We start from the raw sequence: 18100 nt of genomic DNA on the forward strand, positions 1-18100 counted from the left end.
GGTGGACCTCCGCGTCTCAGGCGCCCCAGCCCGCCTGGGCGCCGCCGACGCGCTCGGCGACGATCCTGCCGGCGTAGCCCGAGCGGGCGTAGGCGGCCATCGGGTCGGGATCCAGGCCCGCCCGGCGGCGCAGCCCGGCCAGGATCGGGCGCACGTCGGTGGCGTAGGCGTCCATCAGCACCGCGTTGGCGCCCAGCACGTCACCGGCGGCCTGGGCGCGCGCCAGCGCCTCCCGGTCGACCAGCAGCGCCTTGGCGGTGGCCTCCTGCACGTTCATCACCGACCGGATCTGGCCGGGGATCTTCGGCTCGACGTTGTGGCACTGGTCGAGCATGAACGCCACGCCCGCCTCCGGCTCCAGGCCGCCGCCCCGGACCACCTCGAACATGATCCGGAACAGCTGGAAGGGGTCGGCGGCCCCGGCCATGAGGTCGTCGTCGGCGTAGAAGCGGGAGTTGAGGTCGAAGCCGCCGAGTTTGCCCTCGCGCAGCAGGAACGCCACGATGAACTCGATGTTGACGCCCGGGGCGTGGTGCCCGGTGTCCACCACGACCTGGGCCTTGGGGCCCAGGCGCAGGCAGTGGGCGTAGGCGGTGCCCCAGTCGGGCACGTCGGTGGCGTAGAAGGCCGGCTCGAACAGCTTGTACTCCAGCAGGAACCGCTGCCCCTCCCCCAGCCTGCCGTACACCTCGCCCAGCGCCTCGGCCAGCCGGTCCTGGCGGGCGCGCAGGTCGTCCTGGCCCGGGTAGTTGAGGCCGTCGGAGAACCACAGCTTGAGCGTGCCGGAGCCGGTGGCGTCCATGATGTCGACGCACTCCAGCAGATGGTCGACCGCCTTGCGGCGCACCCCGGCGTCGGGGTTGGTGACGCTGCCCAGCTTGTAGTCGTCGTCCTAGAAGACGTTGGAGTTGATCGCGCCGATGCCCACGCCCAGTCCCCGGGCGTGGCGGGCCAGGTCGGCGTAGTCGTCCACCCGGTCCCAGGGGATGTGCAGCGCCACGGTCGGCGCGGCCCCGGTGAAGGCGTGCACCTGCGCGGCGTCGGCGATCTTCTCGTACGGGTCGCGCGGCACGCCGGGCTGGGCGAACACCTTGAAGCGCGTGCCGGAGTTGCCGTACGCCCACGAGGGCGTCTCGATGCGCAGCGCCCCCAGGCGGGCCGCGATGTCCATGGGAGTGCCCGATTCAGTCAAGGTGGAACACCTCTGTCAGAGGCCGCATGCTCTCATCCGGGTTCCCGTCGAGGCCCGCGAAGAAGGGGGCCATCTCCGCCTGCCAGCGCGCGTTGACCCCGGTGGCGGCCATGCCCTCGCGCGCCTTGCCGAAGTCGTCGGTCTCCAGGTAGCCGACCAGCAGGCCGTCCTCCCGCAGGAAGAGGGAGTAGTTGCGCCACCCGGTGTCGCGCAGGGCGTCGAGCATCTCCGGCCAGACCTCCGCGTGCCGGGCACGGTACTCCTCCAGCCGGTCGGGCCGGACCCTGAGCACGAAGCAGATGCGTTCCATTCACATTCCTCTCCGGGCCCGGTACGGCGCGCGCCCGCGTGACGCGCGCCGTACCGGAACGCCGTCACGTCAGAAATCGAAGTCGTCGATGTTGTCCTTGGTGAACACCGTCGGCTTGCCGAGCAGGATCTCCCCCTTGGGCCCGATGGTGTACTCGCCGAGCTTGCCGGCCTTGAACTTCTCGCCCTCGGCGCCGGTGATCTGCCCGGAGGCCAGGGCCGCGGCGGCGTAGCCGGCCAGGTAGCCGAGGTCGCCCGGGTTCCACAGCTCGAAGCCCTCGATGGTGCCGTCCTTGACGAACTTGCGCAGCTGGTTGGGGGTGCCCAGGCCGGTCAGCTTGACCTTGCCCTTGTGCGGCGAGCTCGACAGGTAGCGGGCCGCGGCGGCGATGCCGACCGTGGTCGGGGAGATGATGCCGGCCAGGTCCGGGTAGGAGCGCAGCAGGCCCTGGGTCTCGGTGAAGGACTTCTGGTCCTCGTCGTTGCCGTAGGCGACCTTGACCAGTTCCATGTCCTTGTACTCGGGCTTGCTCAGCTCGTCCTTCATGAACTCGATCCAGGTGTTCTGGTTCGTCGCGTTCGGCGTCGCCGACAGGATCGCGATCTTCCCCTTGAAGCCGATCTGCTCGGCCAGCAGCTGCACCTCGGTGCGGCCGAGGTCCTCGGCGCTGGCCTGGTTGACGAACAGGTCGCGGCCCTCGGGGGCGGTGTCGGAGTCGTAGCTGACGACCTTGATCCCGGCCGCCCTGGCCTGCTTGAGCGCGGGCACCACGGCGTTGGGGTCGTTGGCGGAGATGACGATGGCGTCCTGCTTCTGCTGGGTGAGCGTGTTGATGTAGGAGACCTGCGAGGAGGCGCTGGCCTCGGACGGGCCGACCTCCTTGCCCTCGCCGCCGACCTCCTTGAGCGCGGCGATCCCTCCCTCGTCCGCGATGGTGAAGTAGGGGTTGTTGACCTGCTTGGGCAGGAAGGCGATCTTCAGACCCTGCTTGATCGGCGCGTTGGGGTCGGCCGCGGCCGACGAGGCGGGGGCCGCGGGGGCGGAGGTCTGCTGGGTCACGTCGCTCCTGGTGGTGCCCGCGCACGCGGTGGCCATGAGGGCCAGGCCGGTCAGGAGCGCCAACCGGCGCCAGGGGGTTCTCGTCGTCATGGGACCGACTTTCCTTCCGATGGTGTTGGGAGGTGCCGCCGTCGCCGGATCGCCCCCAGGTTCGGCGCCAGCACGGACGCGACGAGCAGCAGGCCCGTCACGAAGTTGAGGACCTCGTTGGCCACGTCGGCCAGGATCAGCGCGTTGCGCACCACCCCCAGGAGCAGCACCGCCATCAGCACGCCGGGCAGCGTCCCGCGCCCGCCGAAGATCGACACCCCGCCGAGCAGGACCGCCGCCACCACGGCCAGCTCCAGGCCGACGCCGTTGTCGGCGCGGGCGCTGGCGTAGCGGAAGGTGTAGACGAGCGAGGCCAGCGCGGCGCAGGCGCCCGAGGCGACGAAGAGCCAGAACTTGATCCGCTTGACCCGGACGCCCGCGAAGTGGGCGGCCTCCTCGTTGGCGCCCAGCGCGAAGATCGACCGGCCGAGCCCGGTGGCGTGCAGCACCGTCGCGGCCAGCGCGGCCAGGACCGCGACCAGCACGGTCGCCAGCGGCACCGGGCCGAAGGTCTGGGTGGCCAGGCCGGTGTAGGCGGGCGGCAGGTCGGCCACCGCCTGGTCGCCGAGGATGACGTAGGCCAGGCCCCGGTAGAGAGCGAACGTCCCGATCGTCACGGCCAGCGACGGCAGCCCGAGACGGGTGACGAGCACGCCGTTCACGGCCCCGCAGAGCGCGCCCGTCAGCAGGCAGATCGGCATGATCAGCTCGATCGCCAGCCCGGCGTTCCACAGCCACCCCAGCACCGCGCAGGACAGGCCGAGCGTGGAGGCGACCGACAGGTCGATCTCGGCGGCCACCACCACGAGGGTCATGGTGAGCGCCATCAGGGCGATCTCGGTGGTGTCGAGCAGCAGGAACGACACGTTGGAGGCGTTCGCGAACCCGTCCACGCCGGCCGAGGCCCACAGGGTGACCGTGACGAGCAGGACGAGGATCAGTCCCTCCCATCGGCGGATCAGGCGACCGGCCGGATCGCGGGGCGCCGCGGCGCCTCCTGCGGCCTCACGCGGCATCGCGGCACCTCCTGCGGCGTCACCGGGCTCCACCACGCCTCCTGCGGCGTCACGTGGCATCGCGGCACCTTCCCCGGCCTCACGCGGCATCGCGGTACCTCCTGCGGCGGAGCGCGGCGGCCACCCGCAGCGCGAGGACGCGGTCCAGGACGATGGCGGTGATGATCAGGGCGCCGTTGATCGCGGTCTGGGCCAGCGCGTCGACCCGGAGCACCGCCAGCGCGCTGGAGATGCTCGCCAGCAGCACCGCGCCGAGCACCGCGCCGTACACGGTGCCGCTCCCGCCGAAGATCGCCACCCCGCCGACCACCACGGCGGCGATCACGTCGAGTTCCTTGCCGGTCGCCACGGTGGCGTCGACGGTGCCGAACCGCGCCGCCCACATGGCCCCCGCGAGCCCGGCCAGCGCGCCGCTGGCCACGAACGCCGCGACGACCCGGCGCCGCACCCGGATGCCCGCCAGCACGGCCGCCTCCGGGTTGGAGCCGATCGCGTACAGCTCGCGGCCCGGCGGCAGGTTGCGCAGCGCCCAGCCGACGGCCAGCAGCACCGCCAGGGCCACGAGGGCGAGCAGCGGCAGCCCGAGCACCGAGGCCGAGCCCAGCGCGAGGAAGCCCTCGGGCATGTCGGCGGCGTTCACCTGCCGCCCGCCCGCCCAGGCGTAGTCGACGCCGCGGAAGGCGTAGAGCGTGCCGAGCGTGGCGACCAGGGCGGGCACCGCGGCCACGCCCACGAGCAGGCCGTTGACCGCCCCGCACAGCGCGCCGAGCAGGACGCAGCCCGCGATCACCAGGGGAGCCGGCACGCCCGGATGGTCGGCGAGGACCAGCGCGCCGCCGAACGCCGACAGGCCCACGACGGAGCTGACCGACAGGTCGACGTTGCGGGTGATGACGACCAGGGTCTGCCCGATCGCGAGCACCGCCACGATCGAGGAGTTCAGCAGGATGTCGCGCAGGCTGTCGGGGGACAGGAAGCCGGGGTTGACGGCGCCGGTGACGGCGAACAGCAGGACGAGCGCCACCACGATGCCGAGCTCCCGCACCCGCGCCACCCGGCTGACGAGCCGGTCGCCGCGCGGCGGCGGTGCGGGCGCCGCGGCTGACTCCGCGGCCGGCGCCGCGAGCCCGGTCTCCCGGCCGCTCATGCCGCGCCCCTTCCGGTGGCGGCCGCCATCACGCTCTCCTCGGTCGCCTCCGCCCGGGGGATGTCGGCGACCAGCCGGCCCTCGTGCATCACCAGCACCCGGTCGGCCATGCCGAGCACCTCGGGCAGCTCCGAGGAGATCATCAGCACGGCGACGCCGCCGGCCGCCAGCTCCGACAGCAGCCGGTGGACCTCGGCCTTCGTCCCGACGTCGATGCCGCGCGTCGGCTCGTCCACGATGAGCACCGACGGCTTCCTGGCCAGCCACTTGGCCAGGACGACCTTCTGCTGGTTGCCCCCGGACAGCACGCCGACCGGGTCGGCCAGCCGGGCGAACTTCAGCCGCAGCCGCACGGCCCAGTCGTGGGCCCGGGCGCGTTCGGCCGCCCGTGAGATCAGCGGGCCGCGCCGTACGGCCGGGAGCCCGGCCAGCGCGATGTTCCGCTCGATCGACAGGTCCATGATGAGCCCCTGCTGGCGGCGGTCCTCGGGGACCAGCGCCAGTCCGGCGGCCATGGCCGCGGACGGGCTCGCGGGCCGCAGCCGCCGCCCGCCGACCTCGACCCGCCCCGCGTCCGGGCGGTCGACGCCGAAGACCGCCCGGGCGACCTCGCTCCGCCCCGCCCCCACCAGGCCGGCCAGCGCGACGACCTCGCCCGCGCGCACCTCGAAGGAGACGTCGGTGAACACGCCCTCGCGGGTCAGCCTGCGCACCGCGAGCGCCACCTGCCCGGGTACGGTGTCCAGCTTGGGGAACAGGGCCTCCGGCTCCCGTCCGACCATGCGCCGCACCAGGTCGTCGGGGGTCATGTCGGCGATGAGGTCACCGGAGACGAAGGCGCCGTCCCGCAGCGTGGTGACCCGCCGGCAGAGCTCGAAGATCTCCTCCAGCCGGTGGGAGACGAACAGCACCGCGCAGCCCCGCGCGCGCAGCGCCTCGACCACGCCGAAGAGCCGGGCGACCTCGTTGCCGGACAGCGCCGCCGTCGGCTCGTCCATGATGAGTACCCGGGCGTCGCGCGACAGCGCTTTGGCGATCTCCACCAGCTGCTGGTCGGCGATCGACAGCCCGCGGGCCGGTTGGTCGGGGTCCAGCTGGACGCCGAGCCCGGCGAAGAGCGCCGCGGCCCGCCGCCGGGCGGCGGGCCGGTCGATGCGGCCGAAGCGGGCGCGCGGCTGGCGGCCCATGAAGATGTTCTCGGTCACCGACAGGTCGGGGAAGAGCGTCGGCTCCTGGTAGATCACCGCCACGCCCGCCCGCTGGGCGTCGGCGGGACCGTGGAACTCGGCGGGCTCGCCGTCCAGGAGGATCCGGCCGGCGTCCGGGCGATGCAGCCCGGACAGGATCTTCACCAGCGTAGACTTTCCGGCGCCGTTCTCGCCCGCCAGGGCGTGGGCCTCACCCGCGAACAGCTCCAGGGAGACCTCGTGCAGCGCGCGGACGGCGCCGAAGGACTTGCTCACGCGGTGCAGTGCCAGGACGGGGGGAACCGGGGGGCGGTCTGGCATGAGCTCCCTCCAGGGGAGTTCTAAAACGTTTCAACGCAGATTTGGACAGTAGGACAGCGGCAACAGAGCGTCAATAGGAGTTTCTGTGATGTTTCACGGGAGTGACATCCCGAAGAGGACCCCCGAGTGGCCTTCCTTGCCCAGCTGCTGTTATTACGTTTTAATCAGGTCCGAGCGGAGGCGATGAGACACGATGAGCGCTGTAGGCATCAGGCAGGTCGCCGAGCACGCCGGCGTGTCCCCCGGCACGGTGTCGAACGTGCTGAACCGTCCGGAGAAGGTCTCGGCCTCGACCCGGGCCCGGGTCGAGGCGGCGATCCGCGAGCTCGGGTTCGTCCGGCACGCCTCGGCCTCGACGTTGCGCGCCGGTCACAGCAAGACCATCGGGCTGTCGGTCATCGACATCGGCAACCCGTTCTTCACCGACGTCACGGCCGGCGTGGAGGACCTGGCCAGCGACCGCGGCTACGCCGTACTGCTCAGCAACTCCGCGGGCTCCCGGAGCAAGGAGGAGCGCAACCTGCTGGTCCTGGCCGAGCAGCGGGTGCGGGGCGTGCTGATCACCCCCTCCGATGAGAGCCCCGACTCGCTCGACCGGCTGCGCGACCGCGGGATCAACGTCGTGCTCGTCGACCATCCCGCGCACCGGCCCGACCAGTGCTCCGTCGCCGTCAACGACATCGTCGGCGGCCAGACGGCCGTCTCCCACCTGCTGTCCGGGGGCGCCTCCCGCATCGCCTACGTGACGGGGCCGCTGACCATACGGCAGTGCATGGACCGCAGGCTCGGCGCCGAGCGGGCCCTGCGCGGCCGGCCGCTGCGGACCGTCGAGATGCCCACGATGAACCCGCGGGCGGGCCAGCAGGCGGCGGAGAAGCTCCTCTCCGAAGGCGACCTGCCCGACGCCGTCTTCTGCGCCAACGACCTCCTCGCGCTCGGCATGCTGCGCGGCCTCATGCACGCGGGGGTCCGGGTCCCGGACGACATCGCGCTGATCGGCTACGACGACATCGACTTCGCCGCGGCCTCGGCCGTCTCGCTCACCTCGATCCGGCAGCCCACCTACCAGCTCGGCAGGGTGGCCGCCGAGCTCCTCCTCGACGAGTGCGACAACCCCGGCACCCACGCGCACCAGCAGATCATGTTCCAGCCCGAGCTGATCGTCAGGGAGTCCACCCGGTGAGCCGGGGGCCGGGACCGGGCGGATCCGGGGACGGCCCGGCGCGGGATCACGGGGGCGCGGGAACCGGGCGGACGCGGGAGGTCACAGGAGCCGGGCGGCCTTGAGGGCGAGGTGGACCACCAGGCGGTCCTCCCCGTCGGCCAGGTCGCGGCCGGTGAGCCGCTCGGCCTTGCCCAGCCGGTAGTAGAGCGTCTGGCGGTGCACGCCCAGCGCCGCGGCCGTCTCCTGGACGTGCCCGGCGCGGTCGAGATAGCCCTCCACGGTCCTGGCCAGCTCGGGGTCGGCGGCCAGTCCCCCGGTCTCCGCCGCCAGCTCGCGCAGGGCCTCCGGGGTCAGCCTGGCGAGCGTCCGGTAGACGCCGAGGTCGGACCAGGCGGCGACGGGGGCGGGCTGCGGGACCCGGCCGGCGACCCGGAGCGCGTGGACCGCCTCCCGCCAGCTCCGCCAGGCCTCCTCCGGGTCGGCCCGGGCGTCGCCGACCCCGGCCGCCGTGCCGTACATGGCCTGGATCCGCACGGCCAGCTCCCACGCGTGGGCCGCCGGGGCGAGCAGCGCGACCAGCGGCTCGCCCCGGTCGGCGGGGCCGGGGTCGGGGAATCCGGGGTCGGCGAGCACGTCGCGCGGGAGGGTCCACAACGGGGCGACCCGGTCGGCGGAGGCGCGCACCGCGATCGCCGTCACCGGGCCGCGCAGGTCGAGCCGGGACAGCGCCCAGGAGCGCTCCTCGGCGTCGGCGGAGAACAGCTCCCGCAGGTGACCGCCCAGGTCCCGGCGGCGGCGGGCCTCCTGGGCGAGGACCGTGGCCGCCCTCGCGACCAGCCCGGAGACGGAGTCGAGCCGCTCCTCGGTGAGGGTGCCGTCGTCCAGCAGCCACAGGTAGCCGTAGGTCACCCCCTGGTGCCGCAGCGGGACGCAGACGCGGGCGAGCACGCCCAGCTCGGCGTCGGCGGGGATGCGGACCCGGCCGCGCGCCGTGGCGATGCCGTACCCCTCGAAGTAGGCGCGGACCCCGTCGGAGGCGCGCCGGCGCAGGATGGACTCCTGGCGCACGACGTCGATGTCGCCGCTCTGCGCGGCGTAGGCCAGCAACTGGAAGGCGCGGTCCTCCAGCGTGGCGGAGGCGCCCAGCACGTCGGCTATCTCGTCGATGGTCTCCTGGAGCACCCCGCCATTCTCATACATCTGTATGAAGCCCGCTCCCGATGATCGTGGCAGATGCACATGAGACCGTTCTGAGCTGCCGTTTTAGGCTGAAGACATGTTCGGTCAACTTTTCCTCGCCGGGTCGCGGATCCCGCTCGTGCGGCGCGCGGTCTCCGGCGTCCCGCTGACGCGCAAGGTCGTCGACCGCTTCGTGGCGGGCGAGACCGTCCAGGAAGCCGTCGAGGCCGTCCGCCGCCTGACCGGCGCTGGCCTCGCGGTCACCATCGACCACCTGGGCGAGGAGACCCGCGACACCGCGGCCGCCGCCCACACGGCCGAGGCGTACGTCACCCTGCTCGGCGCGTTGCGCGAGCTGGGCCTCGGCGACCGCGCCGAGGCGTCGGTGAAGCTCTCCGCGGTCGGCCAGGCGCTCGGCGCCGACGGCGACAAGATCGCGCTGGACAACGCCAGGAAGATCTGCGAGGCCGCCCACGCCGCCGGGGCGAACGTGACCCTCGACATGGAGGACCACACCACGGTCGACTCCACGCTCGGCATCCTGCGCGCGCTGCGCGCCGACTTCCCGGACACGGGCGTCGCGATCCAGTCCTACCTGTTCCGCAGCGAGGCCGACTGCCGCGACCTGGCGCACGGGGGCTCCCGGGTCCGCCTGGTCAAGGGCGCCTACGCCGAGCCCGCCTCCGTCGCGCACCGCGACAAGAACGAGGTCGACAAGGCCTACGTCCGGTGCCTGCGCATCCTCATGGCGGGGAAGGGGTACCCCATGGTGGCCACGCACGACGACCGGCTGATCTCGATCACCGAGACCCTCGCCGACCGTTTCGGGCGCTCCCGGGGTGAATACGAATACCAGATGCTGTACGGCATCCGCACCGACAAGCAGCAGGCCCTGGCCGGCGCCGGTCACACGATGCGCGTCTACGTCCCCTACGGCGACGACTGGTACGGCTACTTCATGCGCCGCCTCGCGGAGCGTCCGGCCAACGTCGCCTTCTTTCTCCGTGCCCTTGGAGGCAAGTAGCCATGGATGCCATCTCCAACGTCCCCGCCCCCGCCAACGAGCCGGTGCTCGGCTACGCGCCGGGCAGCGCCGAGCGGACCGCGCTCGAGAACCGCGTCAAGGAGCTGGCCGGGGCACAGCTCGACCTGACCATGACGATCGGCGGCGAGCGGCGCATGGCCGGCGGCTCCCCCATCGACGTGGTGCAGCCGCACAACCACGCCTCCGTGCTCGGCCGTACGGCCGACGCCACCGCCGGTGACGTGCGCGCCGCGATCGACGCCGCGCTGGCGGCGGCCCCCGCCTGGCGGGCGCTGTCCTTCGACGAACGGGCCGCGATCTTCCTGCGGGCCGCGGAGCTGCTGGCCGGGCCCTGGCGGCAGACGCTGAACGGCGCCACCGTCCTCGGCCAGTCCAAGTCGGCCCAGCAGGCCGAGATCGACGCGGCCTGCGAGCTGATCGACTTCCTGCGCTTCAACGTGGCCTACGCCCGCCAGCTCCTCACCGAGCAGCCGGTGTCGTCGCCGGGCGTGTGGAACCGGATGGAGTACCGCCCGCTGGAGGGCTTCGTCCTGGCGATCACGCCGTTCAACTTCACCGCCATCGCGGGCAACCTGCCGGCCTCGGCGGCGCTGATGGGCAACGTCGTGGTCTGGAAGCCCTCCCCCACCCAGCAGTTCGCCGCGCACTACACCATGCGCCTGCTGGAGGAGGCCGGCCTGCCGCCGGGCGTCATCAACATGGTGACCGGCCACGGCGCCGCGGTCTCCGAGGTCGCGCTGCCCCACCCCGAGCTGGCCGGCATCCACTTCACCGGCTCCACCGCGACGTTCCAGCACCTGTGGGCGGCCGTGGGCGCGAACATCGCCTCCTACCGCTCCTACCCGCGCCTGGTCGGCGAGACCGGCGGCAAGGACTTCGTGCTGGCCCACCCCTCGGCCGACCCGGCGGTGCTGACCACCGCGCTGGTCCGCGGCGCGTTCGAGTACCAGGGCCAGAAGTGCTCGGCCGCCTCCCGCGCCTACGTGCCGCGCTCGATCTGGACGGCGATCCGCGACGACCTGGTGGCCACCGCCGAGTCGCTGACCGTCGGCGACGTGGCCGCCGACCTGTCCACGTTCATGGGCGCGGTCATCGACGACCGGGCGTTCGCCAAGCACAGGGCCGCGATCGACCGGGCCCGCTCGCTCGACTCGATCGGCGTGCTGACCGGCTCCTACGACGACTCCGCCGGCTACTTCGTCAAGCCGACCGTGCTGGAGTGCGCCGACCCGACGGACGAGATCTTCGTCAAGGAGTACTTCGGGCCCATCCTCGGCGTGCACGTCTACGACGACGGCGACTTCGACCGGGTGCTGGACCAGATGGAGAGCGCCTCGCCGTACGCGCTGACCGGCTCGGTCATCGCCCGGGACCGCTACGCGATCGCCTCGGCCTCGGAGCGGCTGCGCTTCGCGGCGGGCAACTTCTACGTCAACGACAAGCCCACCGGCGCGGTCGTCGGCCAGCAGCCCTTCGGCGGCGCCCGCTCCTCGGGCACCAACGACAAGGCCGGCTCGATCTTCAACCTGATCCGCTGGGTGAACGCCCGCACGATCAAGGAGACGTTCGTCCCGCCGACCGACCACCGCTACCCCCACATGGGCTGACCTCCCGGCGAACTCGGCGTCGTCAGCGCCGGGGCGTGCAGCCTGCGGGCCGGCCGCTGGCGGAGCAGGTCGTCGCCCTTCACGTCGGCCAGCAGGCGGAAAACGATCGAGGCGCTGACGACCAGGCTCACCGGCGGCCCTCGCGCAGGGTCTCACGGACGAAATCGGGGCCGTACGGCGCCTGCTCATCGGCTGCGATCTTGAGCATCGTCCCGTCCGCCGCCGGAGTGCCCGTCCCCCCGGCCGGCAGGGCGCCCATCAGGGCGTCGGCGAGCGGGCCCTGCCCGGTGAGGCGGACGCTGCCGTCGGCGACGGCGTCCGCGAGCGTCCTGGCGCCTTGGACGATCGCCAGGCAGGTGCCGGCGTCCATGGCGAGCCGCAGGTCCGCGTCCCGGGCGGGGCCGTCCCCGTAGGACGGTCCCGCCTCACCGGGATCCGCCTCGCCGAGCCGTACGTGGAAGGCGCCCTCCTCCAGCGTGACCTCGACGACCCCGCTCCGTCCCCGCGCGCTCAGGCTGAGCAGGCGCATCAGGGGGACGGCGAACCAGTGGGCCCGTACGGCGTCGGTCGGGCGCCGCTCGGCGAGGGCGGGCGCGCCCCAGTCCGCCAGGGCCGTCAGGACCGGCAGCAGGCCGCGGCCGTGCGGGGTGAGCTCGTACACCGTCGCCGCACCGGGCGGCGGCAGTTTGTGGCGGGCGACGATCCCGTCGCGCTCCAGGTCCTTCAGCCGCGCGGCGAGCACGTCCGTGCTGATTCCCGGGAGGTCGGTGTGCAGGTCGGTGTATCTGCGCGCGCCCGCCAGCAGCTCTCGCACGATCAGCAGGGCCCATCGGTCGCCGACGGCGTCGAGTGCTCGCGCGATCGCGCAGTACTGGTCGTAACTTCGCCGCGTCATGGGACCACTCCAGCCATTTGGTTGGACTTTCCAAGTTCATACTTGGTAGAACCAAGTATGCCCGTGGGACGGGATGCGGACACGGACTGGAGGCCGTCACATGGAGTTCCGGCAGTCGAGCAAGCTGAACGGGGTCTGCTACGAGATCCGGGGGCCGGTCATCGAGCACGCCGACGCCCTGGAGGCGGCGGGCCACAGCGTGTTGCGGCTGAACACCGGCAATCCGGCCCTGTTCGGCTTCGAGGCGCCCGAGGAGATCGTGCAGGACATGATCAGGATGCTGCCGAAGGCCCACGGCTACACCGACTCCCGGGGTGTGCTGTCCGCGCGGCGGGCGGTGGCCCAGCACTACCAGGAGCGCGGCCTGCTCGACGTGGACGTCGACGACGTCTACCTCGGCAACGGCATCTCCGAGCTGATCTCCATGGCGGTCCAGGCGCTGGTCGACGACGGGGACGAGGTCCTGATCCCGGCCCCGGACTATCCGCTGTGGACGGCCGTGACCACCCTGGCCGGCGGGCGGGCGGTGCACTACATGTGCGACGAGTCAGCCGGGTGGCACCCCGATCTCGACGACATGGCCGCCAAGATCACCGATCGGACCAAGGCCGTTGTGATCATCAATCCCAACAACCCCACGGGTGCCGTGTACCCGAAGCGGGTCCTGGAGGGGATCCTCGACCTGGCGCGGCGGCACGGCCTGATGGTCCTGTCCGACGAGATCTACGACAAGATCGTCTATGACGACGCCGTCCACCATCACACCGCGGCGCTCGCGCCCGACCTGGTGTGCCTGACCTTCTCCGGGCTGTCGAAGTCCTACCGCGTGGCCGGATACCGCTCCGGCTGGCTGGTGGTGTCCGGGCCCCGTGAGCACGCCCGCGACTACCTGGAGGGCCTGACGACGCTGGCCTCCATGCGGCTGTGCGCCAACACCCCCGCGCAGTACGCCGTCCAGGCGGCGCTCGGCGGCCGGCAGAGCATCACCGACCTGGTCCGTCCCGGAGGGCGCCTGCACGAACAGCGCGACCTGGCCTGGGAGAGGCTCAACCGGATCCCCGGCGTCTCCTGCGTGAAACCGGAGGGGGCGGTGTACGCCTTCCCCCGCCTGGACCCCGAGGTGCACGAGATCGTCGACGATCAGCGGTTCGTCCTGGACCTGCTGCTCCGGGAGAAGATCCAGGTCGTCCAGGGCACCGGGTTCAACTGGCCCCGCCCCGACCACTTCCGCATCCTCACCCTGCCGCACGCCGACGACCTGGACGCGGCGATCAGCCGCATCGGCCGCTTCCTCGACGGCTACCGCCAGGTCTGACCCCCGCGCCGCCGGGCGGCCCGCGCCGCGGTTCCGCCGGGTCGGCCCGCTGCACGCGGTCCCGTCCCGGCCGTCCCGGCGCACGACCGCGCCGGGGACCCGGCGGTGACGGCCGGGGCCGTCTATGCTGCGTACGGGATCGCCTGTCGTCCGGCGCACCCGCCCCTCACCCCGCGGGAGGCCGTGGTGGATGGAATGGCAGATGGAACCGTCGCCGTCGTGACCGGGGCCGCCCGGGGGATCGGGCGCGGGATCGCCCTCGTGCTCGGCGAGGCCGGGGCGACCGTCTACGTCACCGACCGCGAGAGCCGCGACCGCCGGCACTCCGCCCTGCCGGGAACGGTCGAGGACACCGCCGAGCAGCTGGAGGAGCGCGGCGGGCGCGGGATCCCGGTCCGTGTCGACCACACCGACGACCGGGCCGTCGAAGCGCTCTTCGCCCGGGTCCGCGACGAGCACGGCGGCCTCGACCTGCTGGTCGCGAACGCCTTCGACGGCAACGCCCTGCCCTTCGCCGGCGGCCCGTTCTGGACCCTCCCGCTCGATCACTGGCGGAACATGATCGACGCCGGGGTCCGCAGCCACCTAGTCTCGGCGTGGCACGCGGCCCCGCTGCTGATCGAGCGCAAGGGCATGGTCGTCCTCACCGGATACGCCGACCCGTCCGCCGAGGTGATCGCCGGCCACCTCTTCTACGACCTGGCCATGACCTGCGTCAGCCGCCTGGCCCGCTCCCTCGCCCACGACCTGCGCCCGCACGGGGTCACCGCGCTCGCCGTCTCCCCCGGCTTCACCCGCACCGAGGCGATCGTCGCGGAGCTCGGCGACGACCTGCCGGGAACCGACTCCGTGGAGTTCCCCGGCCGCGCCGTCCGCGCCCTGCTGGAGGACCCGGAGGCGGGACGGCACGCGGGCCGTACGGTCCCCGTCGCCGACCTGGCCGGGGAGTACGGGTTCACCGACATCCGGTGAGCCCCCCGCTCCCCCGGCTCGCGGAAGGCTCCGGAAAACCTCGCAATCCGCTGTAACCATCGGCCGGAATCGCCACTCTTATCTGACGAACCACCGCGAAAGGAAGGGAAACCCCGATGAGCGAGTACGACGTCACCGCCACCGACTACTACGACACCGACGGCGACGGCGGAACCGACGCCCAGCTGATCGACACCGACGGCGACAACGTGGCCGACGAGGAGCGCTACGACGCCGACGGCGACGGCGTGACCGACGTGGTCTACCTCGACCACAACGGCGACGGCTACACCGACGAGGTGCGCGTCGACCTCAACGGCGACGGCGTCTCCGACTACACCGAGTACCAGGGTCCCTTCCCCACCGCCTGACCGGGACCGGCGCGCCGAACGGGGTCCCCGCCCCCTCCCGAGGACCCCCGGTCGCCCTGCTCCGTCCCCCGCCGGGACCCTCCGGTCACCCCGCTCCGCCGGGCCCGCCGTCCCCGCCGCCCGGCGTACTGCCTTCGCCGCCGCCCGGCGTGTTGCCTTCGCCGCCCGGCGTCCTCTCCTCGCCGTCCGGCGTGCCCTCCCGCTCCGCCGGCCGCTCGTCCCCACCTCCGTCACCACCACCGTCGCCGTCGCCGTCGACCGGCCGTGAGGTGCCGCAGCCGGCGCCGCACCCGCCGAAGCGGGAGGAGTTCACCGGGTGGAAGGGGGTGGCCCCGACGCCCCTCAGCGCGGCGATCATGGTGTCCCTCCAGATCGGGCCGGGGATGTCGCCCCCGAACACCGCGCCGTAGTACCGCCCGCCGATGGTGACGCCGCGGAGCTTGTGCGCCGTCGAGCCCCGGGGGTCCCCGATGCTGACCGCGCCGGCCAGGTCCGGGGTGAACCCGGCGAACCAGGCGGTGGCGTGGTCGTCGGTGGTCCCGGTCTTGCCCGCGGCGTCGCGGCCGATGCCGCCCACGTGCCGCATCGTGCCCTTGGTGAACACCCCCGACAGGATGTCCGCCGTGGCGTCGGCGACCTCCGGATCCAGCGCCTGGCGGCATTCGGGCCGGTGGTCGGTCGCCTTTCCGTCCCGGTCGATGATCCGGGTGATGGCCATCGGGGCGCAGTACTTGCCGCGCGCGCCGATGGCGGCGTACGCGGTGGCGACGGTCACCGGGTCCATCTCGTTGATGCCGAGCGTGAAGGTCTGGAACTCCTTCAGCGGCTCGCCGTCGGCCCGCTTGATGCCCAGCGACCGGGCGGTCCGCACGGTGTCGCACAGGCCGACGCGCTCCTCCAGGGCGAGGAAGAAGGTGTTGACCGAGTCCCAGGTGCCGGTCCGCAGGGTCTTGAAGCCGCCCGACCCCTCGTCGTTGGTGACGGTGTGGGTCGGGTCCCCGATGTTCTCGCCCTTGCAGTTCTTGAAGGTCGCGTAGCCCGGGGCGCGGTAGCCGGCGCCGACGCTGATCCCGTCGTCGAGCCGCATGCCCTCCTTGAGCGCCGCGATCAGGGTGAAGGTCTTGAACGTGGAACCCGCCTGGAAGCCGATGCCGCCGCCGTGCGCGGCGTCGGCGACGACGTTGTACGAGATCTCGTTCCTGCGCGCGGAGTTCCCGTACCTGCGGCTGGCCGCCATCGCCTTGATCATTCCGGTGCCCGGCTGGACCAGCGCCTGGGCGGCGACCGGGTCGTCGCCCGCGTGGACCCGCTTCCTGATCGCCCGCTCGGCCGCGGCCTGCATGCGGGGGTCCAGCGTGGTCTCGATCGTCAGGCCGCCGCGGTTGAGGAACCGGGCGCGGCTCTCCTCCGTCTTGCCGAAGCTCGGGTTGTTGAGGATCTCATTCCGTACATACATGCAGAAGTACGGATACGGGCTGACCTCGCACCCGCCGGGCAGCGGCGTGCCCTTGTAGCCCAGCTTCCCGGCCTTGGCCTGCTCCGCCTCCCGCGGCGTGATCTTCCCGAGTTGCGCCATCCGGTCGAGCACGACGTCGCGCCGCTCCAGCAGCCGCTTCCGGTTCTCCCTGCCGCCCTCGGGGTCGGTGCTGTTGGGCGACTGCACGGCCCCCGCCAGCGTGGCCGCCTGCGCCAGGTCGAGATCGGCCGCCGACACCCCGAAGAACCGCTTGGCCGCCGCCTCGATCCCGTTGGCCCCCGCCCCGAAGTAGGCGATGTTCAGGTACTTCTCGAGGATCTCGTCCTTGGTGTACTTCTGCTCCACGGCCATCGCGTGGCGCAGCTCCCTGAGCTTGCGCGCGTAGCTGGCCTCCAGCGCCTTGTTCTTCTCCGCCTCGGTCACGGCCGTGTTGAGCAGCACCTGCTTGACGTACTGCTGGGTGATGGTGGAGCCGCCCTGGCTCACCCCGCCCGAGGCGAGGTTCTTGGCCAGGGCCCGCATGGTCCCCTCGATGTCGATCGGGCCGTGCTCGTAGAAGCGGTAGTCCTCGATCGCGATGATCGCCGTCTTCATCGCCCCGGACACCGAGCCGAGCGGGACGATCTCGCGGTACTCCTCGTAGAACTGCGCGATCCGGTTGCCCTCGGCGTCCAGGACCGTCGTCTTCTCCGCCAGCGGCGGCTCCGGCAGGTCCACCGGGGCGAGGTTCAGCTCTTCCGACGCCGTGAGGACCAGCGCCCCCGCGCCGCCCACCGCCGGCAGCGCGAGGACGGCCGCCAGCACCCCCGCGAGCGCCCCCGCCCCGGCGAGCCGCATGATCGTCGTCCCCCGCCGCCGAGGTTCCGGCGTGACGCCGCCCCCGGTCGTCCAAACCTCTTCGTTCGTAAACATCGCCGGCAAGCAGACCAGATCAGCCGGAAGGTGTCCAATATTGGTATGGATATCCGATCAATACATGAATGGATATATATCCTGGTAAGGGAGGGACGGCCGGGCACGGCCGCCTGACGCGGCGGCCCGCGCCGCCCTCCGCCGGGAGGGCGGGACATGAAGCGGAGAGCTCCGCCGATAGCGGACCCCACCTGTCCGCGATGGTGCCTACGGTCAGGAACATGAGCATGAACTGGAACCATCTCCTCACCGAGCAGCTGGACTGGCACTGGGAGAACCATCTGCGGCCGGGCCTCGACGGCCTGACCGACGACGAGTACTTCTGGGAGCCGGTGGACGGCTGCTGGAGCGTACGGCCGCGCGGCGCCGCCGGCGCCCCGATCGCCGCCGGGAGCGGTGACCTCGTCATCGAGTTCGCGATCCCGGAACCCGATCCGGCGCCGGTGACCACGATCGCCTGGCGGCTCGGGCACCTCATCGTCGGCGTCCTGGGCGGGCGCGCCGGCTCGCACTTCGGCGCGCCCGCCGTGGACTACCGGAGCTTCGCCTACGCGGGCACGGCCGAGGAGGCCCTGCGCCAGCTGGACGGGGCGTACGCGGCGTGGCGGGACGGCGCGCGCGGCCTCGGCGCCGAGGGCCTCGCCCGGCCGTGCGGTCCCGCCGAGGGGCCGTACGCCGAGGAGCCCATGGCCGCCCTCGTGCTGCACATCAACCGCGAGGTGCTCCACCACGGCGCCGAGATCCTGCTCCTGCGCGACCTCTACCGCGACCGCCGCACCCTGCGGCCGTCACAGGCGGCCGACGAGGCCGCCCGCTGAGGGTCCCCCGCGAGATCGGCGG

The 18100-nt window shown here is 72.4% G+C and carries 16 protein-coding genes and 1 pseudogene; 7 read left to right on the forward strand and 10 right to left on the reverse strand.

The window, feature by feature from the left end; all coding sequences use genetic code 11:
* Positions 1–16 precede the first annotated feature (16 nt).
* The 6 genes and pseudogenes from rhaI to Plo01_RS02020 form a co-directional block, all read right to left on the reverse strand.
* Positions 17–1171 (reverse strand): annotated as a pseudogene (gene rhaI, locus Plo01_RS01995) (L-rhamnose isomerase).
* A 13-nt stretch (positions 1172–1184) separates the two neighbouring features.
* Entirely contained in the window at positions 1185–1502 is a 318-nt protein-coding gene (locus Plo01_RS02000; RefSeq protein ID WP_203888718.1) for an L-rhamnose mutarotase, read from the reverse strand.
* 69 nt (positions 1503–1571) lie between these two features.
* Positions 1572–2651 (reverse strand): rhamnose ABC transporter substrate-binding protein, encoded by a 1080-nt coding sequence (gene rhaS / locus Plo01_RS02005; protein WP_203888719.1) that lies wholly within the window; start codon positions 2649–2651, stop codon positions 1572–1574.
* The gene (locus Plo01_RS02010; protein ID WP_239315798.1) at positions 2648–3727 is read right to left on the reverse strand and encodes an ABC transporter permease; all 1080 of its coding nucleotides are present in this window, start codon (positions 3725–3727) and stop codon (positions 2648–2650) included. Before Plo01_RS02010 ends, rhaS begins: the two co-directional genes overlap by 4 nt.
* A 19-nt stretch (positions 3728–3746) precedes the next feature.
* Complete coding sequence (locus Plo01_RS02015) at positions 3747–4814, reverse strand: ABC transporter permease (RefSeq protein ID WP_203888720.1); 1068 nt, start codon at positions 4812–4814, stop codon at positions 3747–3749.
* Positions 4811–6322: a sugar ABC transporter ATP-binding protein gene (locus Plo01_RS02020; protein ID WP_203888721.1), complete on the reverse strand. Its 1512-nt coding sequence runs from the start codon at positions 6320–6322 to the stop codon at positions 4811–4813. Before Plo01_RS02020 ends, Plo01_RS02015 begins: the two co-directional genes overlap by 4 nt.
* A 193-nt stretch (positions 6323–6515) precedes the next feature.
* On the opposite strand from Plo01_RS02020, the gene Plo01_RS02025 reads away from it, so the two are divergent.
* Positions 6516–7505 (forward strand): LacI family DNA-binding transcriptional regulator, encoded by a 990-nt coding sequence (locus Plo01_RS02025; RefSeq protein WP_203888722.1) that lies wholly within the window; start codon positions 6516–6518, stop codon positions 7503–7505.
* A gap of 81 nt (positions 7506–7586) precedes the next feature.
* Here Plo01_RS02025 and Plo01_RS02030 read toward each other — a convergent pair whose 3' ends face one another.
* Positions 7587–8687, reverse strand: a complete 1101-nt coding sequence (locus Plo01_RS02030; RefSeq protein ID WP_203888723.1) for a PucR family transcriptional regulator — start codon at positions 8685–8687, stop codon at positions 7587–7589.
* Between the two features lie 76 nt (positions 8688–8763).
* Between Plo01_RS02030 and Plo01_RS02035 the strand changes: the two genes are divergently transcribed.
* Together Plo01_RS02035 and pruA are read left to right on the forward strand one after the other, a co-directional pair.
* Positions 8764–9690, forward strand: a complete 927-nt coding sequence (locus tag Plo01_RS02035) for a proline dehydrogenase family protein (protein WP_203888724.1) — start codon at positions 8764–8766, stop codon at positions 9688–9690.
* Positions 9691–9692: 2 nt separating this feature from the next.
* A complete protein-coding gene (gene pruA, locus Plo01_RS02040; protein ID WP_203888725.1) occupies positions 9693–11318 on the forward strand; it encodes an L-glutamate gamma-semialdehyde dehydrogenase in 1626 nt (541 codons plus the stop codon).
* Here pruA and Plo01_RS02045 read toward each other — a convergent pair.
* Together Plo01_RS02045 and Plo01_RS02050 are read right to left on the reverse strand one after the other, a co-directional pair.
* Positions 11300–11449 (reverse strand): hypothetical protein, encoded by a 150-nt coding sequence (locus Plo01_RS02045; protein ID WP_203888726.1) that lies wholly within the window; start codon positions 11447–11449, stop codon positions 11300–11302. The two genes, pruA and Plo01_RS02045, sit on opposite strands and share 19 nt — an antisense overlap.
* Positions 11446–12213, reverse strand: coding sequence for a winged helix-turn-helix transcriptional regulator (locus tag Plo01_RS02050; protein WP_203888727.1), 768 nt, complete (start codon positions 12211–12213; stop codon positions 11446–11448). The genes Plo01_RS02045 and Plo01_RS02050 overlap by 4 nt, the downstream gene beginning before the upstream one ends.
* Positions 12214–12313: 100 nt before the next feature.
* Here Plo01_RS02050 and Plo01_RS02055 point away from each other — a divergent pair, with 100 nt between their 5' ends.
* The 3 genes from Plo01_RS02055 (at position 12314) to Plo01_RS02065 (ending at position 14871) form a co-directional block, all read left to right on the forward strand.
* Complete coding sequence (locus Plo01_RS02055; protein WP_203888728.1) at positions 12314–13528, forward strand: pyridoxal phosphate-dependent aminotransferase; 1215 nt, start codon at positions 12314–12316, stop codon at positions 13526–13528.
* A 195-nt stretch (positions 13529–13723) separates the two neighbouring features.
* Positions 13724–14500 (forward strand): SDR family oxidoreductase, encoded by a 777-nt coding sequence (locus Plo01_RS02060; protein WP_203888729.1) that lies wholly within the window; start codon positions 13724–13726, stop codon positions 14498–14500.
* Positions 14501–14616: 116 nt separating this feature from the next.
* Positions 14617–14871, forward strand: coding sequence for a hypothetical protein (locus tag Plo01_RS02065; protein WP_203888730.1), 255 nt, complete (start codon positions 14617–14619; stop codon positions 14869–14871).
* An 85-nt stretch (positions 14872–14956) separates the two neighbouring features.
* Here the strand turns inward: Plo01_RS02065 and Plo01_RS02070 are convergent, their stop codons facing one another.
* Complete coding sequence (locus Plo01_RS02070; RefSeq protein ID WP_239315799.1) at positions 14957–17185, reverse strand: transglycosylase domain-containing protein; 2229 nt, start codon at positions 17183–17185, stop codon at positions 14957–14959.
* Positions 17186–17481: 296 nt separating this feature from the next.
* Between Plo01_RS02070 and Plo01_RS02075 the strand changes: the two genes are divergently transcribed.
* Entirely contained in the window at positions 17482–18078 is a 597-nt protein-coding gene (locus Plo01_RS02075; RefSeq protein ID WP_203888732.1) for a DinB family protein, read from the forward strand.
* The last annotated feature ends 22 nt before the right edge of the window (positions 18079–18100 follow it).

Source organism: Planobispora longispora, assembly GCF_016863135.1.
Lineage (GTDB): Bacteria > Actinomycetota > Actinomycetes > Streptosporangiales > Streptosporangiaceae > Planobispora > Planobispora longispora.